The organism is Deltaproteobacteria bacterium RBG_16_64_85 (assembly GCA_001798885.1).
Taxonomy (GTDB): Bacteria; Desulfobacterota; Deferrimicrobia; order Deferrimicrobiales; family Deferrimicrobiaceae; genus FEB-35.
The window spans coordinates 1-25,915 of record MGQW01000082.1 but is presented as its reverse complement, the minus strand read 5'-3'; the positions used below and the strand labels follow the sequence as shown (position 1 = coordinate 25,915).

Annotated in this window: 26 protein-coding genes and 1 pseudogene; 19 read left to right on the top strand and 8 right to left on the bottom strand. The window is 63.3% G+C overall.

Annotated features, from left to right (window positions below):
• The first annotated feature begins 1 nt into the window (after position 1).
• Genes A2Z13_00495 through A2Z13_00475 form a run of 5 tightly spaced genes read left to right on the top strand, consistent with a single transcriptional unit; the run spans position 2 to position 6,396 of the window.
• Positions 2-982 (top strand): hypothetical protein, encoded by a 981-nt coding sequence (locus A2Z13_00495; protein OGP76647.1) that lies wholly within the window; start codon positions 2-4, stop codon positions 980-982.
• On the top strand, positions 982-1,959 hold the full coding sequence (locus A2Z13_00490; protein ID OGP76646.1) for a hypothetical protein: 978 nt from the start codon (positions 982-984) through the stop codon (positions 1,957-1,959). Before A2Z13_00495 ends, A2Z13_00490 begins: the two co-directional genes overlap by 1 nt.
• A 13-nt stretch (positions 1,960-1,972) precedes the next feature.
• Entirely contained in the window at positions 1,973-2,506 is a 534-nt protein-coding gene (locus tag A2Z13_00485) for a hypothetical protein (GenBank protein ID OGP76645.1), read from the top strand.
• A 17-nt stretch (positions 2,507-2,523) separates the two neighbouring features.
• Positions 2,524-3,525, top strand: coding sequence for a 4-hydroxythreonine-4-phosphate dehydrogenase PdxA (locus A2Z13_00480; GenBank protein ID OGP76644.1), 1,002 nt, complete (start codon positions 2,524-2,526; stop codon positions 3,523-3,525).
• A 6-nt stretch (positions 3,526-3,531) separates the two neighbouring features.
• Positions 3,532-6,396 (top strand): excinuclease ABC subunit A, encoded by a 2,865-nt coding sequence (locus A2Z13_00475; protein ID OGP76643.1) that lies wholly within the window; start codon positions 3,532-3,534, stop codon positions 6,394-6,396.
• On the opposite strand, the gene A2Z13_00470 is transcribed toward A2Z13_00475, so the two are convergent.
• The 3 genes from A2Z13_00470 to A2Z13_00460 all read right to left on the bottom strand — a co-directional run bounded on the left by A2Z13_00470 (position 6,371) and on the right by A2Z13_00460 (position 9,604).
• On the bottom strand, positions 6,371-6,901 hold the full coding sequence (locus A2Z13_00470) for a hypothetical protein (protein OGP76642.1): 531 nt from the start codon (positions 6,899-6,901) through the stop codon (positions 6,371-6,373). The genes A2Z13_00475 and A2Z13_00470 overlap by 26 nt on opposite strands.
• A 104-nt stretch (positions 6,902-7,005) precedes the next feature.
• Positions 7,006-7,209: a tautomerase gene (locus tag A2Z13_00465; GenBank protein OGP76641.1), complete on the bottom strand. Its 204-nt coding sequence runs from the start codon at positions 7,207-7,209 to the stop codon at positions 7,006-7,008.
• 142 nt (positions 7,210-7,351) lie between these two features.
• Complete coding sequence (locus A2Z13_00460) at positions 7,352-9,604, bottom strand: hypothetical protein (protein OGP76640.1); 2,253 nt, start codon at positions 9,602-9,604, stop codon at positions 7,352-7,354.
• 515 nt (positions 9,605-10,119) lie between these two features.
• Here A2Z13_00460 and A2Z13_00455 point away from each other — a divergent pair.
• The 6 genes from A2Z13_00455 (at position 10,120) to A2Z13_00430 (ending at position 16,131) form a co-directional block, all read left to right on the top strand.
• A complete protein-coding gene (locus tag A2Z13_00455) occupies positions 10,120-10,587 on the top strand; it encodes a hypothetical protein (GenBank protein OGP76639.1) in 468 nt (155 codons plus the stop codon).
• Between the two features lie 7 nt (positions 10,588-10,594).
• Positions 10,595-11,158, top strand: coding sequence for a hypothetical protein (locus A2Z13_00450; protein OGP76638.1), 564 nt, complete (start codon positions 10,595-10,597; stop codon positions 11,156-11,158).
• Positions 11,159-11,396: 238 nt separating this feature from the next.
• Positions 11,397-12,485 (top strand): hypothetical protein, encoded by a 1,089-nt coding sequence (locus A2Z13_00445; GenBank protein ID OGP76637.1) that lies wholly within the window; start codon positions 11,397-11,399, stop codon positions 12,483-12,485.
• 91 nt (positions 12,486-12,576) lie between these two features.
• Positions 12,577-13,320 (top strand): hypothetical protein, encoded by a 744-nt coding sequence (locus tag A2Z13_00440; protein OGP76636.1) that lies wholly within the window; start codon positions 12,577-12,579, stop codon positions 13,318-13,320.
• A 62-nt stretch (positions 13,321-13,382) separates the two neighbouring features.
• On the top strand, positions 13,383-15,686 hold the full coding sequence (locus A2Z13_00435; GenBank protein ID OGP76635.1) for a hypothetical protein: 2,304 nt from the start codon (positions 13,383-13,385) through the stop codon (positions 15,684-15,686).
• Between the two features lie 10 nt (positions 15,687-15,696).
• Positions 15,697-16,131 (top strand): hypothetical protein, encoded by a 435-nt coding sequence (locus A2Z13_00430; protein OGP76669.1) that lies wholly within the window; start codon positions 15,697-15,699, stop codon positions 16,129-16,131.
• A 60-nt stretch (positions 16,132-16,191) separates the two neighbouring features.
• Here the strand turns inward: A2Z13_00430 and A2Z13_00425 are convergent, their stop codons facing one another.
• From A2Z13_00425 to A2Z13_00405, 5 genes are all read right to left on the bottom strand, one after another.
• Positions 16,192-16,524: a hypothetical protein gene (locus tag A2Z13_00425; protein OGP76634.1), complete on the bottom strand. Its 333-nt coding sequence runs from the start codon at positions 16,522-16,524 to the stop codon at positions 16,192-16,194.
• A gap of 81 nt (positions 16,525-16,605) precedes the next feature.
• A complete protein-coding gene (locus A2Z13_00420; protein OGP76668.1) occupies positions 16,606-17,319 on the bottom strand; it encodes an ATP synthase F0 subunit A in 714 nt (237 codons plus the stop codon).
• Positions 17,320-17,381: 62 nt separating this feature from the next.
• Positions 17,382-17,777 (bottom strand): hypothetical protein, encoded by a 396-nt coding sequence (locus A2Z13_00415; GenBank protein ID OGP76633.1) that lies wholly within the window; start codon positions 17,775-17,777, stop codon positions 17,382-17,384.
• Positions 17,767-18,033: a hypothetical protein gene (locus tag A2Z13_00410; protein OGP76632.1), complete on the bottom strand. Its 267-nt coding sequence runs from the start codon at positions 18,031-18,033 to the stop codon at positions 17,767-17,769. Before A2Z13_00410 ends, A2Z13_00415 begins: the two co-directional genes overlap by 11 nt.
• 44 nt (positions 18,034-18,077) lie before the next feature.
• Positions 18,078-19,388: a glutamate-1-semialdehyde-2,1-aminomutase gene (locus A2Z13_00405; protein OGP76631.1), complete on the bottom strand. Its 1,311-nt coding sequence runs from the start codon at positions 19,386-19,388 to the stop codon at positions 18,078-18,080.
• Positions 19,389-19,639: 251 nt separating this feature from the next.
• Here A2Z13_00405 and A2Z13_00400 point away from each other — a divergent pair, with 251 nt between their 5' ends.
• The 8 genes and pseudogenes from A2Z13_00400 (at position 19,640) to A2Z13_00365 (ending at position 25,915) form a co-directional block, all read left to right on the top strand.
• Positions 19,640-20,005: a hypothetical protein gene (locus A2Z13_00400; GenBank protein ID OGP76630.1), complete on the top strand. Its 366-nt coding sequence runs from the start codon at positions 19,640-19,642 to the stop codon at positions 20,003-20,005.
• A gap of 58 nt (positions 20,006-20,063) precedes the next feature.
• Positions 20,064-21,431, top strand: a complete 1,368-nt coding sequence (locus A2Z13_00395; protein ID OGP76629.1) for a hypothetical protein — start codon at positions 20,064-20,066, stop codon at positions 21,429-21,431.
• A 3-nt stretch (positions 21,432-21,434) separates the two neighbouring features.
• A complete protein-coding gene (locus tag A2Z13_00390; GenBank protein ID OGP76628.1) occupies positions 21,435-21,641 on the top strand; it encodes a hypothetical protein in 207 nt (68 codons plus the stop codon).
• A 301-nt stretch (positions 21,642-21,942) separates the two neighbouring features.
• Complete coding sequence (locus A2Z13_00385) at positions 21,943-23,370, top strand: hypothetical protein (GenBank protein ID OGP76627.1); 1,428 nt, start codon at positions 21,943-21,945, stop codon at positions 23,368-23,370.
• On the top strand, positions 23,370-24,737 hold the full coding sequence (locus A2Z13_00380; GenBank protein ID OGP76626.1) for a hypothetical protein: 1,368 nt from the start codon (positions 23,370-23,372) through the stop codon (positions 24,735-24,737). Before A2Z13_00385 ends, A2Z13_00380 begins: the two co-directional genes overlap by 1 nt.
• A 22-nt stretch (positions 24,738-24,759) precedes the next feature.
• A complete protein-coding gene (locus A2Z13_00375) occupies positions 24,760-25,155 on the top strand; it encodes a hypothetical protein (GenBank protein OGP76625.1) in 396 nt (131 codons plus the stop codon).
• 57 nt (positions 25,156-25,212) lie between these two features.
• Entirely contained in the window at positions 25,213-25,410 is a 198-nt protein-coding gene (locus A2Z13_00370) for a hypothetical protein (GenBank protein ID OGP76624.1), read from the top strand.
• Positions 25,411-25,562: 152 nt separating this feature from the next.
• Positions 25,563-25,915: pseudogene (locus A2Z13_00365) on the top strand (hypothetical protein).

Below are 25,915 nucleotides of genomic sequence, written 5' to 3'. Positions count from 1 at the left end.
GGTGAGGGGGGACACTCCTTCCCTTGGCATCCTTTTCCGGATGATTTCCGCCGCCGCTCTGACGGCCCTCGTTTTTTCATGCTCGCACGAACCCGCTCCCCGGTCGGATGCCGACGTCGCCGTCGCCGACGTCGACGGCGCCCGCATCACCCTGAAAGACCTAAAGAGCGAGATTGCCGCCCGACGCGGGTTGACGCCCTCCATTTCGGCCAGGAGCGCGAGTCGCGGAGAAGTTCAGGAGGCTCTGCGGACCCTGATCGACCGTGCGGTCGTCTTGAAAGAAGGGGAGCGCCTGGGGGTGTCCGTCACCGGCTCCGAGGTGGAAAAGGAGATCGAACGGTTCCGCTCCGATTTCCCGTCCGGCGGCCTGGAAAAAGCGCTCCTCCAGGCCGGTATGGAAATGGACGGCTGGCGGGCGGAGCTGGTGCGCTCCCTCCTGCACCGGAAGGCGGCCGGAGCGATCGCCGATTCGCTCGTCACGGTGTCCGGGGAGGAAGTGGAGGCGGCCTATCGTCAGAGGGCCAGGCAGCTCTCCCGGCCGGAGCGGATCCGGGTGCGCCAGTTCCTGTTCCCTTCCAAGGAGGATGCCCGCGATGCGCGCAAGCGGATCCGGGAAGGGGAGACGCCGGAGGAAATCCTTCGCCGGAATTCCGACGCCGCCGTGCGGCCCACGGTGGCGGAACTGGGAGAGGTCACACGCGAGGACCTTCCGCCCGAAATCGCCGCAGAGCTCTTCCTACTTCCGGAAAGCGGCGTCAGCCGGGTTGTCCCGCGGGAGGGAAGTTACAGCCTCTTCCAGGTGGTCCGGAAAGAACCGGCCGGGACGCTTACGCTGGCCGCCGCGGCGCCGGAGATCCGCGAGGAACTGCTGCGCGACCGCCGGGAGGAAGCGTTCCGCTCGTGGCTGACGCAGAAGGTGGAGAAAGCGGACATCCGGGTCCAGGAGACGATTCTCGACCAGCTGGCGGGAGGCAGGAAATAATGAGGGGAAAATTTCTGTTGGTCGGCCTGATGGCACTGGGCGTCGCGGTGGTGCCGGTCCCCGTCCTCCACGCGCGAGTCATCGATGGTGTCGTGGCCGTCGTCAGCGAGGATCCGGTCACCTTCTCCGAGGTGCGCGACGCAGTGGCCGATGGGCTTGGCATCCCGGTAGGGGACGCCGACCTCTACCTCCGCGAGGAAAAGGACAGCCGACGGATCCTCTTTTGGGTCGAGATGCTGGTCGATTCGGTCTTGGTCCGTCGGGAGCTGACGAGGATCGGACAGCCGGTCTCCGATCCGGAGATCACCCGCGCCTTGGAGTCGATCCGGAAGAGCAACAACCTGACGGAGGCCGAGTTCTCGGAGGCCCTCGCGCGGGACGGGATCACCCTTCAGGGGTATCGAGCCCGGCTGCGCTGGCAGATGGAGCGGGGGGCGATCGTCCGGGCGAAAAAGCTCAAGGACGTGACCGTCACCGAAGAGGAGGTCAAGGCCTATTTCCGGGAGAACGCCGACCGCTTCCGGGAAGGGGGCGAGGTTCTTCTGGAAACCCTCCACCTCCCGGTTCCTCCCGATGAAGCGGGCACCGAGCGGGACGTCCGGCTGCGGATCGCCGCGCAGCAGGCGGGCGAGTACGTCCGTTCCGGAAGAACGTTTGCCGAGGCGGCGGATCTTCTCTCGACGTCTCTCCACGGGGCCTCCGTGATGTCCTCCGGTTTCGTCATGAAGGCCGATCTGCTGCCGGAGATCCAGAAGGAGATCCGGAAGCTGCGTACCGGGGAGACCTCCTCTCCCTTCTTCACGGAAGGCGGGGCGTACCTGATCACCGTGAAGGAACGGCGCGGCGGCGTCCTTCCGGAGTTCGCAATGCTTTCGGGCACGCTCACGGAGGAGCTGGCGGACCGCCGCAGCGAGAAGGCGTACGCCGACCTCCTCGCGGAATTGAAGAAAGCCGCCTCCATCGACATCCGGCTCTGAAGGGACGAAGAAGATGCTGCCGACCAAGTTGAAGGAACTGTGGGAGGAGATGGAGGAGGCCCGAAGCCGCACTCTCGAGATGGCGGGCGGGCTCACCGAGGCCGAGCTCGCGCTTCGCGTGGACGGGGAGTGGTCGATCGCCGAGATCCTCGAGCACCTGCTCATCGCGGAGACGGGGACGAGCAAGGTGATCCGGAAGTGCCTGAAGGAGAACGCGGGGAAACTGCCCCCCTATCCCGCCGATGACTCGGTCCTCGCGGTGCGGCCTCCCGGGATTTCCCCCGAGAAGGTTACGACGGCACCGGAGGCGGCGATCCCGAAGGGAGAAATCGGCAAGGAAGAACTGTTTGCGCGGGCGGCGGAAGTCCGGACCCGGACCCGGGTTTCGTTGGAGATGCTGGCGGGCGCGGACCCGCGCACCGTCGAGTTTCCGCATCTTCTCTTCGGCAACATCAACCTCTACGAATGGCCGTGCCTCATCGTCCTCGGGCACGAGAAGCAGCACCACAGGCAGATCGCGGAGATCCTCCGGAAGCTGCGGAGCTAGGGAACAGGGAAGGACGGATGGGCGCGCAGCCACTGCCTCGAATCGCCGTGACGATGGGCGACCCGGCGGGAATCGGGCCGGAGATCGCGGTCCTCGCGCTCTCCCGACCCGAGGTCTTCTCCTGCTGCCGGCCTGTGGTCTACGGGGACGAAGGCGTCCTGCGCCGCGCCGCCGGCCTTGTCGGCACGGATGCCGGGATCGTCCGTCACGCCGCCGGCGAGGAGGTCGGCCCCGGCCGGATCGCGGTCCTCCCCCTGTCTTCCCTTGCGACGGAAGAGGTCCCCTTCGGCAGGGGGACCCCCGCGGGGTCTTGCGCCATGGCGGAGTACATCCGGGCGGCGGCCGCAGACGTTCTCGCGGGGCGCGCAGACGCCGTCGTCACCTGCCCCATCACGAAGGAAGGGCTCAAACTCGCGGGCGTCGCGCACCCGGGGCACACCGAGTTTCTGGCGGAACTTTGCGGCGGGGCGGAGGTGGTGATGATGCTGGCCGGGGATCGTCTGCGCGTGGCCCTGGTGACCGTCCACGTGGCGCTGCGCCGGGCGCTGGAACTTCTGTCTCCCGCGATCATCGAAAAAACGATCCGGATTACGGATGCTTTTTTCCGGAACTACATGGGAACCGGCGCTCCCCGGATCGCCGTGGCGGGTCTGAACCCCCACGCGGGAGAGGGAGGGCTGTTCGGGGGCGAGGAGACAACGATGATCGCGCCGGCGGTAGATGCCTGCCGGGGATCGGGAATCGACGCCACGGGCCCCTATTCGCCGGACACGATCTTCCTTCGCGCCTTCCGCTGGGAGTTCGACGTCGTGGTGGCCATGACGCACGACCACGGCTTGATCCCGCTGAAGCTCGTCCATTTCGAGGACGGCGTCAACGTCACGATGGGCCTTCCCATCATCCGGACGTCGGTGGACCACGGCACCGCCTACGACATCGCGGGGAAGGGGACGGCGAATCCCGCGAGCCTCCTGGCCGCGATCCGGATGGCCGCCGGGATGGCTGCCATGCGGAAGTAAACGATCATGGCCCTCGACCGGATCGTCGTGCGCGGAGCGCGCGAGCATAATTTAAAGAACATCGACGTGGAGATCCCCCGCGACCGCCTGGTCGTCATCACCGGCGTGTCCGGCTCCGGCAAGTCCTCCCTGGCCTTCGACACGATCTACGCGGAAGGGCAGCGGCGCTACGTCGAGTCGCTCTCCGCCTACGCCCGACAGTTCCTCGAACAGATGGAGAAGCCCGACGTCGACGTGATCGAGGGACTCTCCCCCGCCATCTCCATCGAGCAGAGGGCGGTCAGCAAAAACCCGCGCTCCACCGTGGCCACCGTCACCGAGATCTACGATTACCTGCGCCTGCTCTACGCCTCGGTCGGGCGCGTCCACTGCCCCTCCTGCGGGAAGGAGATCCGCCAGCAGACCGTGACGCAGATCGTGGATGCCGTGATGGGGATGGGCGAGGGGGAGAAGGTCCAGGTGCTCTCGCCGGTCGTCCGCGGCCGGAAAGGGGAGTACCGCAAGGAGCTCGCGAGACTCAAGCGCGACGGATTCTCCCGCATGGTGGTGGACGGCGAGTCGCGGGATCTCGAGGACGAGATCGTCCTGGACAAGAACCGGAAGCACGACATCGACGTGGTGGTCGACCGGATCCGCATCCAGGAGGCGTCGCAGGGGCGGCTGGCCGACTCGGTCGCGCTCGCCCTCACGCTCTCCGAGGGGCTGGTCCGCATCCTGGACGGGAAGGGGCAGGGGACGATCTACAGCGAGAAGTTCGCCTGCCCCGACTGCAACGTCAGCTTCTCGGAAGTGACCCCGAGGCTGTTCTCGTTCAACAGCCCGCACGGGGCCTGCCCCGAGTGCGACGGGTTGGGGACGACGATCTACTTCGACCCGGATCTCATCGTTCCCGACAAGGGAAGGAGCATCCGCGAGGGGGCGATCGACCCCTGGAAGAAGCGCACCACGATCTTCTATTACCAGATGCTCGAGGCGCTCTCGAAGCATTTCGACTTTTCCCTGCAGACCCCCTTCGAGAAGCTTCCCGCCCGGGTGCGCGAGGTCCTCCTGCACGGCTCCGGCGAGCCCGTCCGGTTCTTCATGGAAGAAGGCGAACGGCGGACCTTCTTCACGAAGCCGTTCGAAGGGGTGATCGGCAACCTCGAGCGGCGGTTCCGGGAGACCGACTCCGAAGACATCCGCGACGAGCTCTCCCGGTACATGAACAACCGGCCGTGCCGGGCCTGCGGCGGCGCGCGCCTGAAAAAAGAGGCGCTGTGCGTCCGGGTGGGGGAGCTCTCGATCGACGCGCTGACGAGGCTCTCCGTCAAGGAGTCGCTGGAGTTCTTCCGGTCTCTCTCCCTGGGCCCGCGGGAAGGACAGATCGCCGCGAGAATCCTCAAGGAGATCCGGTCCCGCCTCTCGTTCCTGCTCAACGTGGGGCTTTCCTACCTGACCCTGGACCGCTCCTCGTCCACCCTCTCGGGCGGGGAGGGCCAGCGGATCCGGCTGGCGACGCAGATCGGGTCGTCCCTCATGGGAGTCCTCTACATCCTGGACGAGCCCTCCATCGGGCTGCACCAGCGGGACAACCGCAGGCTGCTGTCCACCCTCAAGGAGCTTCGGGACCTGGGGAATACGGTCCTCGTGGTGGAGCACGACGAGGAGACGATCCGCACCGCGGATTACGTGATCGACATGGGGCCCGGTGCCGGGGAGCACGGCGGCGCGGTGGTGGCGGCCGGCCCCCCGGAGGAGATCCTCCGGGACGAAGCGTCGCTCACCGGGCAGTACCTTTCCGGAAAGAAGAAGATCCCGGTGCCGCGCAGCCGGCGGCGGCCGAACGGGAGCTTCCTCACGCTGCACGGGTGCCAGGCGAACAACCTGAAGAACATCGACGTTTCCTTCCCCCTCGGGATGATCACCTGCGTCACCGGCGTGTCGGGCTCGGGGAAGTCGACGCTGGTCCTCGATACCCTCTACCGGGCGCTCGCCCAGAAGATCTTCGGCTCCCGCGACCGCCCCGGCGCCCACGCCTCCCTCTCCGGGCTGGCCCTCGTGGACAAGGTGATCAACATCGACCAGTCGCCGATCGGCCGGACGCCGCGTTCGAACCCGGCCACCTATTCGGGCGCCTTCACGCCGATACGGGATCTCTTCGCGATGCTCCCGGAGAGCAAGGCCAGGGGGTACAAGGCCGGGCGATACTCCTTCAACGTCAAGGGGGGCCGGTGCGAGGCGTGCGAGGGGGACGGGATCCTCAAGATCGAGATGCACTTCATGCCCGACGTCTACGTCACCTGCGAGGTCTGCCGGGGGAAGCGGTACAACCGGGAGACGCTCGAGATCGCGTACAAGGGCAAGACGATCGCCGACGTCCTCGACCTGACCGTCGACCAGGCGCTCGCATTCCTTTCGAACATCCCGCCGGTTCGCAGCAAGCTGGAAACGCTGTCGAGGGTGGGACTGGGGTACATCCGGCTGGGACAGCCCGCCACCACCCTCTCCGGAGGCGAGGCCCAGCGCGTGAAGCTGGCCCGGGAACTCTCCAAGCGTGCGACCGGGAAGACGGTCTATCTCCTGGACGAGCCGACCACCGGCCTGCACTTCGACGACATCCGGAAGCTCCTTGCGGTGCTGCAGATGTTCGCGTCCGCGGGGAACACCGTCATCATCATCGAGCACAACCTGGACGTCATCAAGACGGCGGACTACGTCATCGACCTGGGCCCCGAGGGAGGCGATGGGGGAGGCGAAGTGATCGCTTGCGGGACCCCCGAAGAGGTGGCCCGGAACCCGCGCTCCTACACGGGCCGTTTTCTCCGGAAGATGTTGAATGAGGGAAAAGGGATGCCGGTCGCGGAGGCTAGCGGGCGAGCAGCTGGCGGGTGAGGACCTGCGCCATCTCCTGGCCGAACAGGAACTGAACTTCTTTCCGGACGGCCTCCGTGATCGGGTGGGTCCGGTTCTTCTCCTTCATGCACCAGAGGGATTTCATCTCCTCGTCGACGGTGAGCGTCCCTTCGCTGAGCACAAGGGGGAACATGACGCAGAACCTCGGCTTGAACCGCCATTCGTGGATCCCCGCCTCGATGGCACCCTTCTGCAGCGCGCAGCCGTGGTCGGGATGAAGGAACGAGCAGGCGCCGCCGATCACCCGGGTCTCCACCGCCATTCCGCTCGGGAAGTCCCGGTCCTCCTCGGTGCGGCCGAACCAGAGGGCCGGGTCGGCGGCCTCGGGGCGCACGTAGGGGAAGAAGAGGTCCCGGTTCGCGAGGATGATCTTCACCTCCCCCGCGTCCGTCCAGACTCCGAACCGGCAGCAGCGGTTCCGGCATTGGTCGGGCCGGCAACACTCCGGGAACTTCGCGTGAAATACAAGCGGATCGATTCTCATCCGTTCCTCTGCGGGGATAGAGCACAAAAATTATACAGACTTTCAGGGAGCGCTCAACACTTTTTCGCGGCACACTTTTTCGCGGCCGTCCCGTTTTTCGCCCGTCACGATCCGCGCTTTCGCCGCACCGTGACGGTTTCACCACCGATCCCCCAATTATCCGTGTCGACCTCGTCGATGACCACGACGGTGGTCGCGGGGTTTTTCCCCAGGAGGTTCTGGAGCAGCCGGGTGACCCCATCGATGAGCCTTGCCTTCTGTTCCGGTGTGGTCCCTTCCCTTGTGATCTTGATGTTCACGTACGGCATGCTCGCCTCCTTTCGGTTGCGTCAAGAATTGCCGTTTGTCCTTGGATGACAACCAGGGCTGCAAGGATCGGGGAAATTCCTGAAGGGGAAAAAAAGGCGGGGCTCTTCGCCCCGACTTTTCAACGATTATTTCTTGTCTGGTTTACTGCAGCACGCCGCCGATGACCGCGGGCGCACCGGAGACCGGGGGCTCGGAGCCGATCGACCCGGAGCCCGTGGTCGGGTCGGTGAACTCGGAGAGGTCGGGTAGCGTCAGCGCAGCGTAGGGGGTGATATCGAGCGCGGAGCAGTAGCTCGCCGACACCGCCCTCATCCGCTGCTCCTTCTCCAGCGACTTCACGTAGTAAGTGGCTCCTCCGGACGTCATCGTGCTGCCGTCCGGGATCGTGAACTCGGGGACCCAGCGAATCGGGGAGCCCGGCCCTCCCTGTGCGCAGTCCGTGGCTGCCCCGGTATCCATGTTCACGCACATGCCCGGGATGCCGTGGAGGTCGCCGAACCCCGCGTACTCGAGGTAGAACTTTGCGTTGTTGTACTTTCCGCCCGGATCCTGGTGGGTATATTCCATCTGGAGGGGAGGATCGAAGCTTAGGAACGTGCTGCCCGACCGCAGGGCCACGAACCGGTTCCAGGTATTGGGCCCCGTCTCCCAGGTGTAATAGACGGGCAGGTTGCTGCGCGCCTGCCACCCGCAGGTGGTGTTGCCGGTGTTGTCCCATCCGCAAGCCAGCAGGTTCAGATTCGCCGAGGTCGGGTCGAAGAGCGGGCCGCTCATCAGCCCCCAGTTGTAGAGGGTGGAAGCGGTCGTGAGGGCCCGGGAGCTGTTGTCCAGCAGGACCATGCTCCCGCTGTCGAATGTGTATTGGACGTAGGAGGCCGAGGAAGGGGCCGCCTGCTGGAAGTTCGATACGTTGTTATCGAACGGGAAGGGGATTGCCCCGAGCAGGCTGTAGTCCGGGCAGTTCTCCATGCAGGCCAGGGTCGCCGGGATCGTGTCGCCGGGGCTTACGGTCACCTCGGTGTAGGAGATGACCGGCGTGGCGTTGTCGATGGTGCAGGAAAACGTACTGTTGGGCGGCGTGCCGACCGGTGTGCAGTTCTCCAGTTTCGCCTGCACGCTTCCGCCAAGCGCCTGCGACCAGAAGTTCAGCTCGGGGTATCTGAGCGACGTCGGGTCGATGGCGACGGGGGTCATGTCCTCCCACGTCCAGGTGCTCTTGTTCATCTTGGCCGTTTTCAGGAACTGCGATCCGTTCCAAAGGACGCGGAACTGGTTGTCCGTGCCGGAGACCGGGTCGAACTCGCCAAGGTCGAGCGGGATGTTGACGATGTTCCCGAGCGTCAGGAGCTTCCGGGTGTGTTTCTTGAGCTTTCCGCCGGAGACCAGGACCTGGTAGGCCGTCTCCGTTCCGCCGCCGGGGCCGAACGTCTGCTTGTAGACGGTATCCCCGTTTGCGAGCGTAACGTTGTCGGGGAACCACGGGCCCCAGTAGCCGATATACCCGTGGACGGTACCGAACCGGACCGGGAACCCCGATTCGAGGGCGACCCGGGTGCCGTTGCTGTCATAAACTCCATACCGCCAAGCGGAGGAGTCGAAGTTCTTCCGGTCCAGGCAGATGCTCTGGTTGCCCACCCGGAGGAAATAGTTGTTGTTGAAGGCGATGCTGAACGCCTTGGACTGCGTCCCGCCGGGGGAGACCTGTGCAGTGTAAATTTTCCCACCCCCGCTGGAGTCAGAACTCCTGTCCACGGCAACCTTTTCGGTGAAGGTCTCGTCGCCGAACCCCCCTACGTCGAAGAACTTGAGGACCACCTTTCCGCTACTGGAGTCCATATCCGCCTTAAGGACCCCCCGGAACATCGATGTGGATTGCTCGACCCCGCCGACCACCGGGAACGCCTTGAAGTTGATCGCGAAGAGCCCGTACGGGTTGGTGCCGCTGACCGCTTCCGTGATCACCGCCTTGGCGTAGATGATTTTCGCGGGTTCGTGCTCGTCGGCCGCCTCGTGGATCCATGCCTTGAGGATTTGGGGCGAAATGTTGTCGGCCCGGGAGGACTCCACCGTCCACAACTCGTACTTGGGCATGTTGGAGCCCGAGGACTGGTTGGCCGACTGCTGGCCCCCCGCCGAGGCGTCGTCCCGCCCCTTGCACTGGTTCGTGTCCACCTGGGCCTTGTAGGCTCCCTGGTTCAGCATCGCGTCGTACCGGGTCTGGGCGATCATGCAGAGGATCTCGTTCACGGTGTTGAAGGCCTCGACCGAGCGCTCCTGCACGTAAACGATGGATCTGTCGGTGTTGTAGTCGGAATCGGCAGGCAGCGACAGCGCCCGCACGGCGGCACTTACCCTTGCGGGGGCGCCCGATCCGCCCTCGGCCTGCGCGTCCACGACGCTGACCTTCTCTGCGACCGTCAGGGGACTCGCAGGGCCTGGGCTACCGGTCCCGGAACTGCCCCCGCTTCCGCATGCAGTCAAAATACCCGCAAGAAGAATCCCCAGTGCCAAAAAGCCCGGAACCTTGTTCATTTCGCTTCCCCCTTTCCGGAAGGAATGCCTGGTGGGTTTCTCTCCCCAACGTCAAGCAATTGTCTATATCGGCAGGAAATCGGGAAACTTTACAGGAGAAGAATGTCAACCATTTGACATCAAGCGGGCTCTTCCCCGAACCGGTTTTTTTCAACCACAAGAGAAAAATCCGGTTTCCGCACTAAAGATTAAAGATCTTCATGCCGATAAAAAAGGCCTCCGGGAGGAGGAAAGGCACATTCTCCGGAATCCTGGTAACCCGACGGTCAGCGTTCTGCCGTTCGGGAAAACGTCGGATGCATGGTTGGCGATCGCCGGTTTTGTTTGCAGTACAATACCTGCCATCGGGGCAAGACCCCGGGCAAGAAGGAGGAAGAATGAAAAGGTTCTCTGTAGCAGCAATTGCCATCGCCTTGATCGCGATCGGCGGGACGGCAATGGCGGTGGACACGGCGACGGTCACCGTGTCGGCAACGGTATCTCCAACTTGTCGGTTCTCCAGTCCGACGGCCGCGCTGGCATTCGGGGTGCTCCCGGTACCCGCCGCGGATACGTCGGCGAGCGCGACCCTGAACTTCTGGTGCACGACCGGGGCGGCCTACACCATCACGGATGACGACGGATCGTATGAAACCGGGGTGAATGCCAACCGGATGAGAAGCACGGGGCCCGGGCCGGCCCAATTCATGCCGTACTCGTTCTCCTACGCCCCTGCAGCCGGGACCGGGACCGGTCCGTCCACCCCGATCAACCTGAACATCACCGGCACGGTGCTCGCCGCAGCCTATGCGACCCTCCCCGGGGATGTGTACCAGGACACAGTGACATTGACGATCAACCCGTAACCGAATTGTGACGCGGTTCGCGGGAGAGAAAGGCCGGGGAAGGGGTGACGGTCACGGCACCCCTTCCCTTTTTCCGCGACGGTTCCGGAAAGGTGTCTTCTCCCGAACGATCGTTGCTCTTTCTGCCCTCCTGCTGTCGGCTTCCGCCGGATTTACCGGAACCGCAACGGTTTCGGTGGGCGCTACGATCGTTTCGGGAGGGTTCTGCTGGATCACCGCGAACAACGCGAATTTAGGCTTCGGGGTTCTAGACCCGGGCAACCCGATGGATGTTACCCGGACTGCCACCCTGGATTTCCGTTGCCTCGGGCTCTCCAGCGTGACCTACGCAGTGACTGATGATGACGGCCTATACGAGACCGGTCCCGACCGGAACCGGATGCGGCGTACTGCCGCCCCGGCGGCCTACCTGCCGTACAGCATGGACGTCAGCCCGCGCTCGGCCACCGTTTCCGGGAACCCGCTCGTCCTGCGCACGCTTACGATAACCGGGACCGTCCGGGGAGCGGACTACCTGGGCGCCAGCCCGGGAAATTACTCGGACACCGTGCTCCTCACCATCAATCCGTAGCCCCTGCTGCCTTCCGTCGCTGGGGATCCGGACGGAACAGGTAAATCCAAGCTGTCCCGGCACCCTTTTTCCCCTGGAATTCTGTTGATCCACGGCGAACCTGTAATCCATTTGTAATTTATCCCGTGCCAGAATGCCGCCGGATAGAAAGAACCGGGGAATTTCGCAGCAAATTTTTATCCCTCCCGCTCCGAAATGAGTAGAAGGGGGAACCACTCGTGAGCCAAGGAGAAGCGGCGTGCCGGAAAAGAACAATGCGATGAATCCGGTTACCGGCAGGCGCCTGCTCGGGCAGGTGCTGGTGGACGGGGATTTCATCTCCCCCCAAGACCTCGCCCGCGCGCTCGAGGAGCAGAAGCGCACCAACGAGATGCTGGGCGAGGTGCTGGTCCGTATGGGGATTCTCGACCCCGTCGACCTCCGGGCAGCCCTCTCCATCCAGGGGGAGCTCGGCTCCATCCAAAGCGCCATCCTGGCGGCCGCGGGCGTTCGGATGCTGCTGGGCGAACTGCTCCTCACGGCGAACCGGGTCACCCGCGAACAGCTCGATGCCGCCCTGGACGAGCAGCGCCGGACCGGCGACAAGATCGGGGAGATCCTGGTCCGGAGAGGATGGATCACCCGCCAGGAGCTCGACGCCGTCCTCGCGTTCCAGCAGCACCAGGGCGGGGGAAGGTCCTCCTCCGAACGGCTCCGCCTCGGGGAGATCCTGGTCGCAACGGGTCAGATCACCAGGGCCCAGCTCGATGCCGCCCTGCTCCGGAACCGGCTTTCCCCGAAAAGGATCGGGGACCTCCTCGTGGAGGCGGGAGACCTCCGGCCGGAGCAGGTCGATCGCGGGCTCAGGATCCAGAAAAAGCTCATCACCGCGTCTCTCGTAGCGGTCCTCTCCCTGGCGAGCGGGGCCTCCGCCCAGGACGCCGCCCGTGCAGCGCCTGGCTCCTCCATCGCCCATGTCGAGGTGAGTGCCCGCGTCCCGGCGAGAGCGACGCACCGGGTACTCTGGCAGCAGGCCCGGATCGCCGTTACGGACGCAGACGTCCTCCGCGGGTATGTGGATGTCCGTTCCGCCACCCGGCTCGAACTGGAAAACAATAACCTGCATGGGTATCTGCTGGTCTTCGAGGGGACCGGCGGACTGTTCCGGGAAGTCCATGTCCGGGGACTGGGCCGGGAGGTCCAACTCGGCTCGGGCGGCGGCTTCATCCCCATGCCGTGTGCACAGGTTCCGATCCAGGTGGAGCTCTCCTACCGCTTCCTGCTGGACAAGGATGCCCGGGCCGGCGTCTACGACTGGCCGCTTTTCCTCTCCTCCCGCCCGATTTGAGAGAACCGGTCATTCCCGCGAAACCAGCTTTTTCTTTTTCCGCGATCTGCTATAGTAACGCAAAACTTTTCCTCCGCGAAACGGTTCCCCGATGAAGAACAGTCGGCTCCCGGTTTATCTTTTCCTTCTACTTCTTGTACCTGTGGATGCGTTCTCCGGCGAATGGCGGGTGTCTCCCATCCGGCTGGAACTGGGCCGGGACGCGAAAAGCGGCGTGATCACCCTTTACAACGAAGCGGAAGAGCCGTTGCAGGTGCAGATGAAGGCCTTCGAATGGACCCAGGACAGCGAGGGGAAGGACCGGTACACGGAGACGGAGGACCTTCTTTTCTTTCCCCGGATCATGATCTTCGCGAAAAAGGAGAATCGGATCCTGCGGGTGGGGATTCGGGTTCCCGCGGCGGTGAAGGAGAAAGCCTACCGCCTGTTCATCGAGGAGATCCCGGGCCCCCGAAAGTCCGAGGGAGTCAACGTCGCGATCGCCATCCGGTTCGGCGTCCCCGTGTTCGTGAAACCCTTGAAGGAGGAAAGTAAGGGGGAAATTGGAAACCTGGAGATGGCAAAAAGAACGGTTCGCATCCTGGTCCGGAATGCGGGGAACGCGCACTTCGTGATCCAGTCCGTCGCCGTCACGGGGGAGAACGCGAAAGGGGAGAAGGTGTTCGCCCGGGACATCAGCGGATGGTATCTCCTGGAAGGCGTTTCGCGCCTGTACACGACGGAGCTCCCGATGGAGGTCTGCGGAGAGCTGGCCAGGATCACGGCCGAAGTGAAAGCGGAGCGGTTCTCCCTTACCGGCGTGCTTTCCCCGGACAAGACAATGTGTGAACCGTAATTCCCCCGGTCTTCTGATCGGTGAGACCGTCCCGCGTACCGGCTTTCCTCCTCCTGGCGAGTGTGCTGCTTCTCCCTCCGCTTTCCGCATGGTGCGCGGAGACCGCCATCCTCGGAATCGTCCTGAACGAAGAGAACAAAGGGGAGTTCTTCGTAAGCCTCGCCGAGGAAGGGGAGATCCTGCTCCGGTCGGAGGATCTGAGGGCCATGGGGTTCCGCGAGCTTGCCGGGGACATCACCCTGGTCGGAGGAGAGTCGTACGTATCCCTTCGTTCGATCCGCGGAGTCGTTTCCGAATACGACGAGAAGACCCTCACGCTTCGGATCACCGCGCCCCCTTCCCTCCTGCCGCGGCGTACGATCGACTTCTCTTCGCAGCGGCAGCCCACGGTCTACTATCCGCGGGACACCGGCGGTTTCCTGAACTACGGGATCCACTACACCGCGGGCCGCTCCTTCGAGTTCCAGAGCTTCGACGTAACGAACACCCTGGGGGTCCGGGCCGGCGACTTCCTCCTCCAGTCTGACTCCACCTTCTCGAAGACCCCCAAGGAAGAGAGGTTCATTCGGCTATTGTCCAGCCTGACCTGGGACCGGCGGCAGGATCTGCGGCGGCTCGTTGCGGGAGATTTCTTCGCATCCTCCGGCGACCTGGGGAACAGCCTGAACCTCGGCGGGGTGAGCGTGTCGAAGGTCTACCGGATCGACCCGTATTTCATCCGCTACCCCCTGGCGGATTTCTCGGGCCTTGTCGCTTACCCGTCCCAGGCGGAGATCTACCTCGACGGGAACCGGATCCGCACGGAGAGACTCTCTCCCGGGGAGTTCGATCTCCGGAACCTCTCCTCCTACGAGGGTGCGGGGATCGTCTCCGTGGTGATCAAGGACCCCTTCGGGAAGGAACAGCGGATCACTTATCCGTACTATTTCACGGATACGCTGCTTCGGGAGGGGATCCACGAGTACAGTTACAATGCCGGCTTCCTCCGGCGGGAGTTCGGATTCCGGAGCAACGAATACGGGGGGCCGGCGTTCTCCTTCTTCCACCGGTACGGGGCCGCCGATTCCCTTTCCCTGGGATTCCGGGGGGAAGGGGATCGGGACGGCATGAACGCGGGTCCCACGATGACGTTCCGTTTCGGCCTCCCGGGCATTGTCACCGCGTCCCTCGCGGGCAGTCTCGCGAAGGGGGGCCACGGCGGCGCGGCGGGGCTGCTCAGCCACGTCTACCAGAACCCGCGGTTCAGCACGCGGGTCTCCCTCCGGGGATTCACGAAGGAGTATGCGATCGCCGGATCGGAGACGGCGGAGCGGACCCGGTACGACGCGGGGGCGGGGATCGGCTACGGAACGCCGGAGCTCGGGTTCCTGTCATTGAATGCCGACGAGACAAGGAAATACGCCGGAGTGAACCGGAGCATCCTCTCGCTCAACTATTCCCGGAACATCGCCCGGAAGAGCTCGCTTCTCCTGACCTACCGGCACGTCCGGGAGGAGAGGGTGACCAACGAAGCATTCATCGGCTTGACCTACTACCCGTGGCTTGACACCTCGGCCTCGGCGAGCTTCCAGCGAAGCGGCGGTACGAGCACGGAAAGGATCCAGGTGCAGAAGAATCCACCCGTGGGGGAAGGGGTCGGATTCCGGGGAACCCTGGAACGGAAAGACTCGTCATCGGACTCCTCGACCCTGGTCAACCCGTTCCTCCAGTACAACGGGAAGTACGGGATCTATTCCGCGGAATACCTCGGGGAGTTCGGGGGCGCGGGGGGAGACCTGGAGACGTCCCGCCTCTCCGTTTCGGGAGGTGTGGCGTATGTCGGGGGAACCCTCGGGTTCAGCCGGCCGATCCAGGACAGCTTCGGACTGGTGACGGTGGGGGGGTTGGAAGGGGTGCGGGTATACCAGAACAACCAGGAGATCGGCCGTACCGACGCGAAGGGAAGGGTCTTCGTGCCGGACCTGGCCTCCTACTACGAGAACCAGGTCTCCATCGGCGACCGGGACATTCCGATCGAGTACTCCCTCTCCGAGGTGACGAAATATGTGTCGCCCCCGCTCCGGAGCGGGTCGGTGATCCCGTTCGATGTCCGAAAGATCCAGGCTGTCACCGGAATTCTCCGTGTACAATCGGGGGAGGCGGTATCCCCGGCTGAATATTTCGAGGTGAAGATGCAGACGGGAGAGAAGGAGATCATTTTTCCCACGGGGAAGGGAGGGGAGTTCTATCTCGAGAACGTCCCGCCCGGCACCTACCGCTCCCTCGCGGAGATCCCGGGGAAGTCGTGCTCCTTCGACTTGACGGTTCCGAAGACGGACGAGATGATCGTCGATCTTGGGGTGGTGACCTGTGAAAGCATCCGGTAGCGCGTGGGCGATCCTTCTTTGCCTGTTCCTGGTCGGACGGGCCCAGGCCGCCTGTACGGTGTCCGCAACGGGCATCAACTTCGGTGTTTACGACACCTTCGCGGTCACGCCGCTCGATTCGACCGGCAGCATTACGGTATCCTGCGACAGGAACCCTCCTACGGACGTCACCGTCGCGATCGGGCCTTCGGGAACCTCGGGCGGATTTACCCCAAGAATGATGGGGCAGGCATCCCGGCCGGGCAGGTTGAACTACAATCTCTTTACCAATGCCTCCCGGAACGTCATCTGGGGGGACGGGACAGGTGGGACGGCGACCGTCTTCCTCCGGAAGATCAACCGGAACCATCCGGAGACGGCGACGATCTACGGAAGGATTCCTCCCTTGCAGAGCGTCGCGTCCGGCTCCTACAGCGACCGACTTACGGTGACGATCACCCCATGAAAAAAGGGCTCCCGAAGGAGCCCTTTTCCGAAACGGTGCACCCGGTTCGCGGTCTGATGCTTACAGCTTCCCGACGAGGATGAACGCGATGACCAGGGTGTAGATGACCAGGGACTCGATCAGCGCGAGGCCGACGATCATCGGGATGAAGATCTTGTTCTGGGCGGAAGGATTGCGGGCAATCCCCTCCAGGCCGGCGGCAATGGCTTTGCCTTGGCCGAGCGCCCCCCCGAAGGATGCGATCGCTATGCCGAATCCTGCGGCCAGTGCGATGAAGGTCTTGACGTTGCTCCCGCCCGCTGCGGCGGCAGCCCCTTCTTCCGCGAAGGCCACGGAGGCGACTGCTACGAAGAGCAGCGCCAGCAGAAAAGAGAAGGTGAGTCTGCGGAACATCGGGGTTCCCCCTTTCGAATGATGAGATCCTGCCGGGAGGTTCTGCCTTCCCGGCGCGGGTGATGCCCTGCCGAAACCGGATCAGTGCTCCTCTTCGTGCGCCACCGCGCCCGAGATGTAGATCATGGAGAGCACGGTGAAGATGAACGCCTGCATGAACGAGACGAAAACGCCGAGCCCCATGAACACCGACGGGACCGCCCAGCCGACGAACGCCAGCGCCATGAACCCGCCGACGACGGCATGGTCCCCGGTGATGTTGCCCATGAGACGCAGAGAGAGCGACAGCGGCCGTGCGAGGTGGGAGATGATCTCGATCGGCAGCATGATCGGCGCCAGCCACCAGACCGGCCCCAGGAAGTGCTTGAAGTAGGGGAGCCCGTGCTCCTTGACCCCGAAGAAGTGCGTGGACAGGAAGATGACGACGGCGAGGCCGACGGTGATGTTCATCTTCTGGGTCGGCGGCAGCAGGCCGGGGATGAGCCCCATGAGATTCATGAAGAGGATGAAGACGAAGCAGGTCGCCAGAAGCGGCATGTATTTCTTCGCGTGATGCCCCAGGATGTCTTCGCCGATGCCGACCAGGAATCCGAGGACCAGCTCGAGGAAGTTGCGCAGGGTGAGCCGCGGCTCCGGGATGACCATCTCCTCGGGCTTCCTGCGCCCGACGACAAGGAAGCTTCCGACGGCGATGAACGCGGCCACGAAGAGCGCCGCGTAGAAGTAGAAGAACTCTTTTCCGCCGGGCAGGCGCATGAAGAACGAAAACCCGTGCTCCTCGGCGGCCCAAGCCATCGCCGGCACGAAGAGAATCGCCGCCGCCCCCGCCAGCCATCTCCGCATCGCGAAATCCCTCCTTACTTGATCTTCACGGCCGCCGCCCGCGTCAGCCCTTCGAGGAGGATCCCCAGGAAAAGGCAGGACAGCCCGAGCAGAAACCCAAGTACGTCGAACCAGCCGGAGCGTACGACAAGGTAAACGACCGCCACCAGCCCGAGGAACTTGAGAACGTACTGGACGATGAACCCTTTCCGGATCGTCCCCTCCCCGTGGAACGCCTTCTCCAGGATCTTACGGATCAGGAAGAAGTTCCCGTAGGCGATGGCGGCGCCGACCGCGGCGCCGGGGAGCATCCGGAAGCGGCCAACCAGTGCGATCCCGGCAAGGACCACGGCGGCGGAGATCTGGATATTCCTCTCCGCGGACCGAAGGGACAGGGCGCCCGGTTCTTCCCTGGCCCCGTCACTTGCCACCGGGCTTCCTCTTCTCCTCTTCGATCTTTTCCAGGTCCTTTTCCGACTGGACGGCGGACCGGTACAGGCTCCGCACTCCCGCCGCGAAACCGATCCCGAGCCAGACGATCGTCAGCCAGGGGCTGGTCCCGAGCCACTTGTCCAGGTAGTACCCGACCGCCAGGCCGATGACGACCGAAAGGGCCATCTCGAGGCCCAGGGCGCTGTACTTGCCCAGTTCCCGGAAGAACTCTTTGCGGTCCTGTTTATCGGTCACGGCGTTAAAAACCTAGTTTTCTTAACACAGATTCGAAGAGGTCGTCAACCGGAAAACCGCATCGCCCCCAGGACCTCCCGCGCCGCGGCGATCGTCCGGTCCAGCTCCCTTCGGGTGTGCGCAAGGGAGACGAAGCCGGCCTCGAACTGCGAGGGTGCGATGTAAATTCCCCGGTCGAGGAGCCCGTGGAAGTATTTGGCGTAGATGGCCGTGTCGCTCCGCTTCGCCGTCGCGTAGTCGACGACCGGCCCTTTCTGGAAGAAGGTGGTCCACATCGAGCCGACGCGGTTGGTCCAGGTCGGGACGCCGGACTTCTCGAACGCCCCGTGGAGCCCTTCCGCCAGGTAGTCGGCTTTCTCCCCGAGCTTTTTGTACGTCCCCTTCCCGGCCAGCTCGTTCAGGCAGGCGATCCCGGCCGTGACTGCGAGAGGGTTTCCCGACAGGGTGCCCGCCTGGTAGACGGGGCCGATCGGCGACAGGGCGTCCATCACCTCCCCGCGCCCGCCGAACGCCCCGACGGGAAGCCCCCCGCCGATGATCTTGCCGAGGATGGTAAGGTCGGGGTCGATCCCGAAGAGCTCCTGCGCACCGCCGAACGCCACACGGAACCCCGAGATCACCTCGTCGAAGATGAGAAGCGCCCGTTCCTGTCTCGCCGTCTTCCGCAGTTCGTCGAGGAACCCCGGGGCCGGGAGGACGACCCCCATGTTGCCGGGGATCGGCTCGACGATGACCGCGGCGATCTGCCCCTTGTTCCTCTCGAACAGGTGGCGGACGGAGGCGGCGTCGTTGAAGGTTGCGGTTAGGGTATGCCTGGCCAAATCCTTCGGGACTCCCGGCGAATCGGGCTGCCCGAAGGTGAGCGCCCCCGAACCTGCCTTGACCAGCATGGCGTCGGCGTGGCCGTGGTAGCACCCCTCGAACTTGACGATCTTGTCCCGCCCGGTGAATCCCCGCGCCAGCCGGACGGCGCTCATCGCCGCCTCGGTGCCCGAAGAGACCAGCCGCACCTTTTCCATGGAAGGGAACGCCTTCCGGATGAGGTTTGCCAGGACGACCTCCCCTTCCGTGGGAGCTCCGTAGCTTGTCCCTTTTCCGGCGGCGCGGCGGATGGCGGCGACCACCTTCGGGTGGGCGTGCCCGAGGATCATCGGGCCCCAGGAGGAGACGTAGTCGACAAAGGTGTTTCCGTCGACGTCGGTGACCGTCGCCCCTTGCGCCCTCGCGATGAACAACGGCGTCCCGCCGACCGAGCGGAAGGCACGGACGGGGGAGTTCACCCCTCCGGGGATCACCTTTTTCGCCGCGCGAAACAGCTTTTCCGATTGCTTCGTCCGGAGCCGGGCCACCCGCATGCCTCCTGGGGAAGTGAAAAGGTTGGGCGAATTGTATCTGCGTGCGGGGCGGAGTGTCAAGGAAACCATCCTCTGGAAATGCAAAGGGTTTCCCACGTAATTGCAAAACGTAATTATATTTATGGCTTGACATCCCGGGGGGGGAAGTGTAAAAGCATGTTTCGTTCGCGGCGGAGGTTTTCGATGTCGTTACCGCCGGAGGGAGAGGGTGCGGGCGTCCTATGGAAGTGCCTGAATATAATGAGAAAATATTGATTGAGAGGGAGTTCGGGCCCCTGTGGTCGGGGGTGGACTCGATCCTGATCGGTGACAAGGTCTTCACCGTGATGGGGTTGAAACGGGCCTTTGACCTGGTGGCTGATGACATCGTTGGCATCGACCTCCATGTTCTTGCGGATGGACGGTATGCCTTTCGCTTCTACGACGGGGACGACCGTTGCGTCGTGGTGTTCGTCTTCGACGAGGAGTTGAACATCACCCGGGAGCTGCGCGCCCACATCGCGGAGTGGCTCGAGGAGGAGTATTACGGCAGCGGGATGGAGGCCTTTTTCGCGGGGAATATGGTGAAGCTGCTCCGCCGGAAGATCCAGGGGGAGGAAGACCCTCCTTCCGGATAGGTTTTTTCGCCTTCCTGGGCGCAATAAAACAATTCGTTTGTCCGTGCGAGGGTCTTTCATGATGGAAACATACGTCGAGCTGGTCCGGCACCGGTTCGAGGACCGGCATGCCAACATCATGGGGAACATCGAAAAGCTGGACGAGGCCCAGCTCCGGTTCACGGTACGCATCTTCGGGGACTGCATCGATGAAGAGAAGCGCAAGGAGCTGTTCGGCAACTACACCGAGTACTGGAGCCAGTCCGAACTGACGGAATTCGTAAGGAGTTTCCTCCCGGCCTACCTGGAGTACGCCATCGCGGAACTTCTCGAGAAGAAAGAGGGCGGCGAGCGGTTCGATCCCCCCTACCTTACCCAGGAGGAGTACCAGGAGATGGCGGTCCGGGAGAAGTGGCCCAGGGTCGCCCGTCACCTGGAGCATATGACGCCCCTGCAGCTGCGCCGGGAGATCGCGAAAGCGGCGCTGCTCTTTCGCCCCTACATGCTGTCGGACCCCGGTTTCAACGAGGGGGCTCTCGAGTTCGCTCTCTATTTCGACCTTCTGGACCGGCTCGCGAAGCTTTCCACGGACGATCTTCGCGCCGCCACCGCCGAGATCGCACTCCTGATCGATCGGGCCGTTTCCGCCAAGACGCCGCAGGAATGCGAGCCGATACTGCGGGAGATCCGCGAACGGGCCTCCCGGGCGGCGGGAATCACGGCCGACCCGGAGACGCTGCTCGGCCCCGGGATGGAACGGTACCCCCGAGAGGCACCCCCGGGCTGGAAGCTGCGCGAGCTCGGAAAGACTCTTAACTCAATGTCCCTGAAAGACTTGCGGCTTTCCGCACTGGTCCACCTCGACCTCCTGACCACGGAGGAGACCCGAGAGATCGTCACCCCCTTCCTCTCGCGCTTCCCCTCCTTCTACGAGATCCCCTCCAACGGATTGCGGGAGATCCTCCTCGCGATAGCGGACAAGATCGCCGACCGGGCAATCTCGTTTTTCTTCGACCGGTATTCGGCGGGACGGATGGCGATGACCCCGCCGGTATCCTTCCTGGTGTGGAAGCTGATGCCGGAGGAGGAGAAGCGGCTCCGCCTGCGGGAGGACAACGAGAAAATGGACCAGGCGATGATGTCCCGCCACCTGGCGCGATACCTCCACTCCTCCACAACGGGAGAGCTATCCGACGCGGGGAGGCAGATCTCACTCCTCACGGACGGGCAATTCATTTCGAATCACGGTTTGATACTGAAAAAAGGGGGGGGGGACTCCACGTTGGAAGGGGTCGGGCGCCTCTACGACGAGGTGACGGTGCTCTCCCTCCGGGTGATGGCCCTGCCGGAGGGGGAGAGGGAGGAAATGTTTCGGAAAATAAGAGAAAAGATTGCGGATTTCGCGGGGATTCCGATTCCCGGGACAATAATGGAGGGAGGAGCGTAGGAGATGATCTTTGAATATATGGAAAAACTTGTCATGTTCAAAGAAACCCCCGAGGGGCTTGCCGCCGACATGGCCTGGCTGCACGATGCGGGCGAAGACGGTTGGGAGGTCGCAGCGGCCATCCCGCTGATCGCGCCGAATCGTGACGGGATCGCCTACGGGACGGTGGGAAGCCATATAATACTGAAAAGACAAAAAAAGGTTTTATAAATCGTTTTATTATTTTTTTCTCTTGACATTCGTGGCGCCGGTGGTTATAAATAGAACCTGTTTCTAGAAATTTGCACCGGTTCCTGCAAAAACCCCTGAATTTAAAAACGGTTTTTGCTTTTTCGATGCCTCGGTCGGCATCTTTATAGTTTTTTTTGTCGTCGGTGTCAGCCTTTTTTTATTTCCGGCAAGCCAGACCGGAAAGTCAGAAAGGAGGGATGAGGGAAAACGAAAACAGGAAGTCGGGTTTTGCACGACCGGTTGTGAGGGTTTTCTGCAAAATTTGATGAGGAGGGGAAGAATGGCTGAAAAGTGGCGTACAGAGAAGAAACGGCCCAAGATCAGAGTCCTTCCGTGGCCCGCCGTTCCGGTCCCGACGGTCGACGAGGTCTACGCGGGAGTGGACGAGAAGAAGAAGGAGTACAACCTGTGGGTGGAGGCCGCGGTCCGGCAGAAGTTCAACTCGGACAAGCCCGAGTCGCTGTTCGGCCTACGGGTCCTGGACTGCACGACGAATCAAATCATCGGGCACTGGTGCTCCTCGCACTTCTCGGAGCTGGGCGCCGAGGTCATCATGGTCGAGCCGCCGGGCGGCGATCCGCTCCGGAAGCTGACCCCCTTCGGCCGCGAGGAGTACATGTTCGAGGCCAAGAACGGAGAGAAGGTCGGCGCGCGTTTCCTCGCCGAAGCACGGAACAAGCTCGCCGTCACGCTCGACCTTGAGAAAGAGGAAGGTCGGGCGCTCCTGAAGAAAATCATCCCGCAGGTCGACATTCTCATCGAGAACGCTCCTCCGGGGCACTACGACAAACTGGGGATCGGCTACCGCCAGCTGTCGGAGATCAACCCGCGGCTCGTGTACCTTTGGGTCGGCGAGCGCGGCCAGTGGGGCCCCTTGAAGGACGATCCCGGTGTGATGGACCCGGTGGGACAGGCTTCGATGGGCTTCGTCCACGGGACGGGCGCGCCGGAATCGTTCGGCGGCACCCCGACGCGGTCCGGCTGGTGGCTGGCCGACCAGGTCGGCGGCACCTTCGCGGCGATGGGCGTGATGGCGGCCATCTACGCCAGGGAGTCGTTCCTGGGCAAGGGGCAGTTCGTCGAGTGCACGGCGTCCGAGGGCGTCATGCGGATCATCGACTACAACTGGGCTTGGTACGGGATGGACGGTTCCGTCCGGCCCCGCTACGGGAACTGGGACCTGGCGATCAACATCTACGCGGTCAACCCCTGCTCCGACGGGCAGATCATGGTGGGCGGCGGGCACGACCGGCTCTGGTTCCGGATCTGGAGGACCGTCGGCAAGGAAAGGCCCGAGCTCGAGCAGCACATCTGCGAGGATCCGAAGCTCCGCGTGGTCACCGATCGTCTTCCCCACTACATGCAGGTCGAGACCTACACGACCCTGGTCGAGTGGATGAAGGACCACACCCGGTTCGAGTGCGAGACCGCGCTGCAGGAGGAGGAAGTGGCCTCGGGCGGCGTCTCGTTCATCGACGAGGTGTGCGAGTTCCCGCACTACAAGTACCGCGGGCACATCGAGATCTGCGATGACGTAAATTACGGAAAAGTCCTGCTGGGCGCGTCCAGCTTCATCGGCATGAACACGCCGGGCCGGATCAAATGGATCGGCCGCACGGTCGGGCAGGACAACGAAGACGTCTACCGGCGTCTCGCAGGCCTTGACCGTGAAGGCCTTGGCAAGATGAAGAAGGGAGGGGTGATCTAATGACGGCAGCCGTTACGAAAAACCTGAAGGACATGACATTTGAGGATTTCTGTCGAACCGTTTTCGACACGACGAAGCGGTACGAGAAGCCCGAGGTTCTCAAAGGGATCCGGGCCATCTCCACCACGCAGTACATCCTCGGCCCATCCTGCGCCTGCTACCTGGCGGAGCTCGGCGCCGACACGATCAAGGTCGAGCTGCCCCGCCGGGGCGAGCCGATGCGGCACACCACGCCGTTCAACGAGCCGTTCCTCTACCCGCTCTCCCGGTGGATGCCGGACAAGGGGACGGGACTGGGCTTCTTCGGCGCGAACCCGAACGAGTACTTCGTATCGCTCGACTTCCACAAGCCGGAAGCGATCCACATCATGAAGCAGTTGGCCGCCAAGAGCGACGTCTTCTGCGAGAACTACCGGGCGGGCACGTTCGACCGGTGGGGGATCGGCGCAAGGCAACACCTGCAGACCAACCCCCGCGTCGTCTACCAGTGGATGGGCGGGTTCGGAGGCTGGGGGCCGGGGAGGAACCGCGCCTCCTACGACATCCTCGGACAGGCCCAGGGCGGATGCTTCTCCGTCACCGGCTGGTCGAAGGAGTACGGCGGACTCCCGTCCAAGCAGACGATCTGGATCATGGACTACTGGGGGGGCGCCATCTCCGCGTTCAACATCATCGCCTGCCTCTACTGGCGCGACAACGTCTCGGGCAAGGGGAACTTCCTCGAATACTCCCAGGTCCACGGCGCCCAGAGGCACCTGACCGACTTCATCGCCCTCTACGGCCGGTACGGCGTCGTGGGGCAGCGGTGGGGGAACTTCGAACCGTTGCTGTGCGTCCATGGGATCCTCAAGTGCGGGAAGTCGTCCTACCCCGGCTCGAAGAACCCGCAGGAGATCGAAAAGGGCTTCTGCTTTGTCTCGGCCTACAAGGACGACGACTTCGCGAAGCTGTGCAAGCTCATCAACAGGGACGACCTCGCCAAGAAATACCCGACCCACGCGGACCGGGTGGGGGCCGACGCGCAGATGGCGATCTACCCCGAGCTCGAGAAGTGGGCGGCCGACAAGACGAAGGAAGAGGCCGACAAGGCGTTCAAGGCGGCGGGGCTCGTTTCCCAGCCGGTGTGGAACTCCAAGGAGGTCTCCAGCCAGGAGCACTTCCACCTCCGTGGGACGCTTGCGTGGATCGACGACCCGACGTTCGGGGACGTCCAGACGCAGGTGCACCCGGCCCTCATGTCGGAAACCCCGCCCCGCGTCCGGTGGGCGTTCAAACCGGTCGGCGCGGACAACGAGCACGTCCTGGCAAGGCTGTGCGGCCTCGGTGCGACCGAAATCGCCCGGCTGGAGGCGGAGTCGATCATTTAAACGAAACGAAAAGGGGGAAACGATGTCTTTCAAAGATGCTTCATTGATACTGGATTGCCCGAAGTGCGGGACGATCAATTATCTCGATCCATTCTCGTTCTGGAACTTCAAGGGGAAGGTCAAGTGCGCGGGCTGCGACGCGGTCTTCGCATATGAGCTGAATGCAGGGGTCCGGCAGGGTTCCCCGGTCGAAGCCAAGGGGCCGCACGACCGGCTTCCGGGGTTCGCCCAGACCAAGGACTGGAAGCCCATCACAACCCCAGGGAAGGTGGCGCCTGCGCCCCAGGCGCGTGAGGACTTCCAGGGGAAGCCGATCCCGATCACCAAGAGCGTCCGCGGAAAGCTGGTCTCCGGTTCGCCGCTGAAGCCCGAGGAACTGGTCGGGAGCGTGCCGAAGTTCTTCTACACCGGCGTCTGATCATCGGCTGGCGGTAGAGGAGGTAGGAACGATAACATGAAGACAGGAGGAGCTACCGTGGCGAAAACCGTACCGAATTGCCCGACGTGCAAGAACTTCTATAAGGCGACCGACCCGCAGATCGTAAAGGTGTACATGGGGCAGTGCTCCAAGCTGGAGTGGCCCTATGCGATCAACATCCCGAAGGAGCAAGGGATCGAGGGCGAGTGCGGATTTTACGAAGGGCCCGGGCCGGCCTTCTCCCAGGTGCAGTAAGGAGACCCGGCACAGGCTGTCGCTGATCCGCCAGCAGCAGGCAACGGCAAAGATCCACGGCCGCCGCGGGGAAGCCTCACGCGGCCGTGGATTTTGCCTTTTTATGATGGTATGGTGCTAAACATCATTTACTCCAAGGAGGGTTTTCGGCGATGAAGGTGGAATTTTATTACGACAGCACAGTGGCCCCCGGACAGGCGTTTCCCTGCGACAACGCCAAGGCGGTCGGGCTCGTCGGCCAGCTGGCAGCCAAGGGGGTGAACGCGAAGGCTTTCGATCTCAAGGGCCAGCAGGTCGCGTTCATGACGTACAACTCATCGGTGACGGGACCGAAGGCGCAGGTCCGCGGAGTGTTCGGCGCGAAGGGTGCGTTGCAGGAAGATTTCGGGAAGAACGTGCCGGCTCTCCTGGTCTTCGAGAAGGACGCAGACCGTTACCCGACGGAGGCTTTCCCCCGCTCCGACAGGGACCTGCAGAAACTGCTGGGGTGCGAAGATGCGCTCCA

What these genes read in the sequence shown, in the direction of transcription:
- A2Z13_00490 (OGP76646.1), top strand. Translation starts at nt 982, where the DNA reads ATGAGGGGAAAATTTCTGTTGGTCGGCCTGATGGCACTGGGCGTCGCG.
- A2Z13_00485 (OGP76645.1), top strand. Translation starts at nt 1,973, where the DNA reads ATGCTGCCGACCAAGTTGAAGGAACTGTGGGAGGAGATGGAGGAGGCC.
- A2Z13_00480 (OGP76644.1), top strand. Translation starts at nt 2,524, where the DNA reads ATGGGCGCGCAGCCACTGCCTCGAATCGCCGTGACGATGGGCGACCCG.
- A2Z13_00475 (OGP76643.1), top strand. Translation starts at nt 3,532, where the DNA reads ATGGCCCTCGACCGGATCGTCGTGCGCGGAGCGCGCGAGCATAATTTA.
- A2Z13_00470 (OGP76642.1), bottom strand. Translation starts at nt 6,901, where the DNA reads ATGAGAATCGATCCGCTTGTATTTCACGCGAAGTTCCCGGAGTGTTGC.
- A2Z13_00465 (OGP76641.1), bottom strand. Translation starts at nt 7,209, where the DNA reads ATGCCGTACGTGAACATCAAGATCACAAGGGAAGGGACCACACCGGAA.
- A2Z13_00455 (OGP76639.1), top strand. Translation starts at nt 10,120, where the DNA reads ATGAAAAGGTTCTCTGTAGCAGCAATTGCCATCGCCTTGATCGCGATC.
- A2Z13_00440 (OGP76636.1), top strand. Translation starts at nt 12,577, where the DNA reads ATGAAGAACAGTCGGCTCCCGGTTTATCTTTTCCTTCTACTTCTTGTA.
- A2Z13_00425 (OGP76634.1), bottom strand. Translation starts at nt 16,524, where the DNA reads ATGTTCCGCAGACTCACCTTCTCTTTTCTGCTGGCGCTGCTCTTCGTA.
- A2Z13_00420 (OGP76668.1), bottom strand. Translation starts at nt 17,319, where the DNA reads ATGGCTTGGGCCGCCGAGGAGCACGGGTTTTCGTTCTTCATGCGCCTG.
- A2Z13_00405 (OGP76631.1), bottom strand. Translation starts at nt 19,388, where the DNA reads ATGCGGGTGGCCCGGCTCCGGACGAAGCAATCGGAAAAGCTGTTTCGC.
- A2Z13_00395 (OGP76629.1), top strand. Translation starts at nt 20,064, where the DNA reads ATGATGGAAACATACGTCGAGCTGGTCCGGCACCGGTTCGAGGACCGG.
- A2Z13_00390 (OGP76628.1), top strand. Translation starts at nt 21,435, where the DNA reads ATGATCTTTGAATATATGGAAAAACTTGTCATGTTCAAAGAAACCCCC.
- A2Z13_00385 (OGP76627.1), top strand. Translation starts at nt 21,943, where the DNA reads ATGGCTGAAAAGTGGCGTACAGAGAAGAAACGGCCCAAGATCAGAGTC.
- A2Z13_00380 (OGP76626.1), top strand. Translation starts at nt 23,370, where the DNA reads ATGACGGCAGCCGTTACGAAAAACCTGAAGGACATGACATTTGAGGAT.
- A2Z13_00375 (OGP76625.1), top strand. Translation starts at nt 24,760, where the DNA reads ATGTCTTTCAAAGATGCTTCATTGATACTGGATTGCCCGAAGTGCGGG.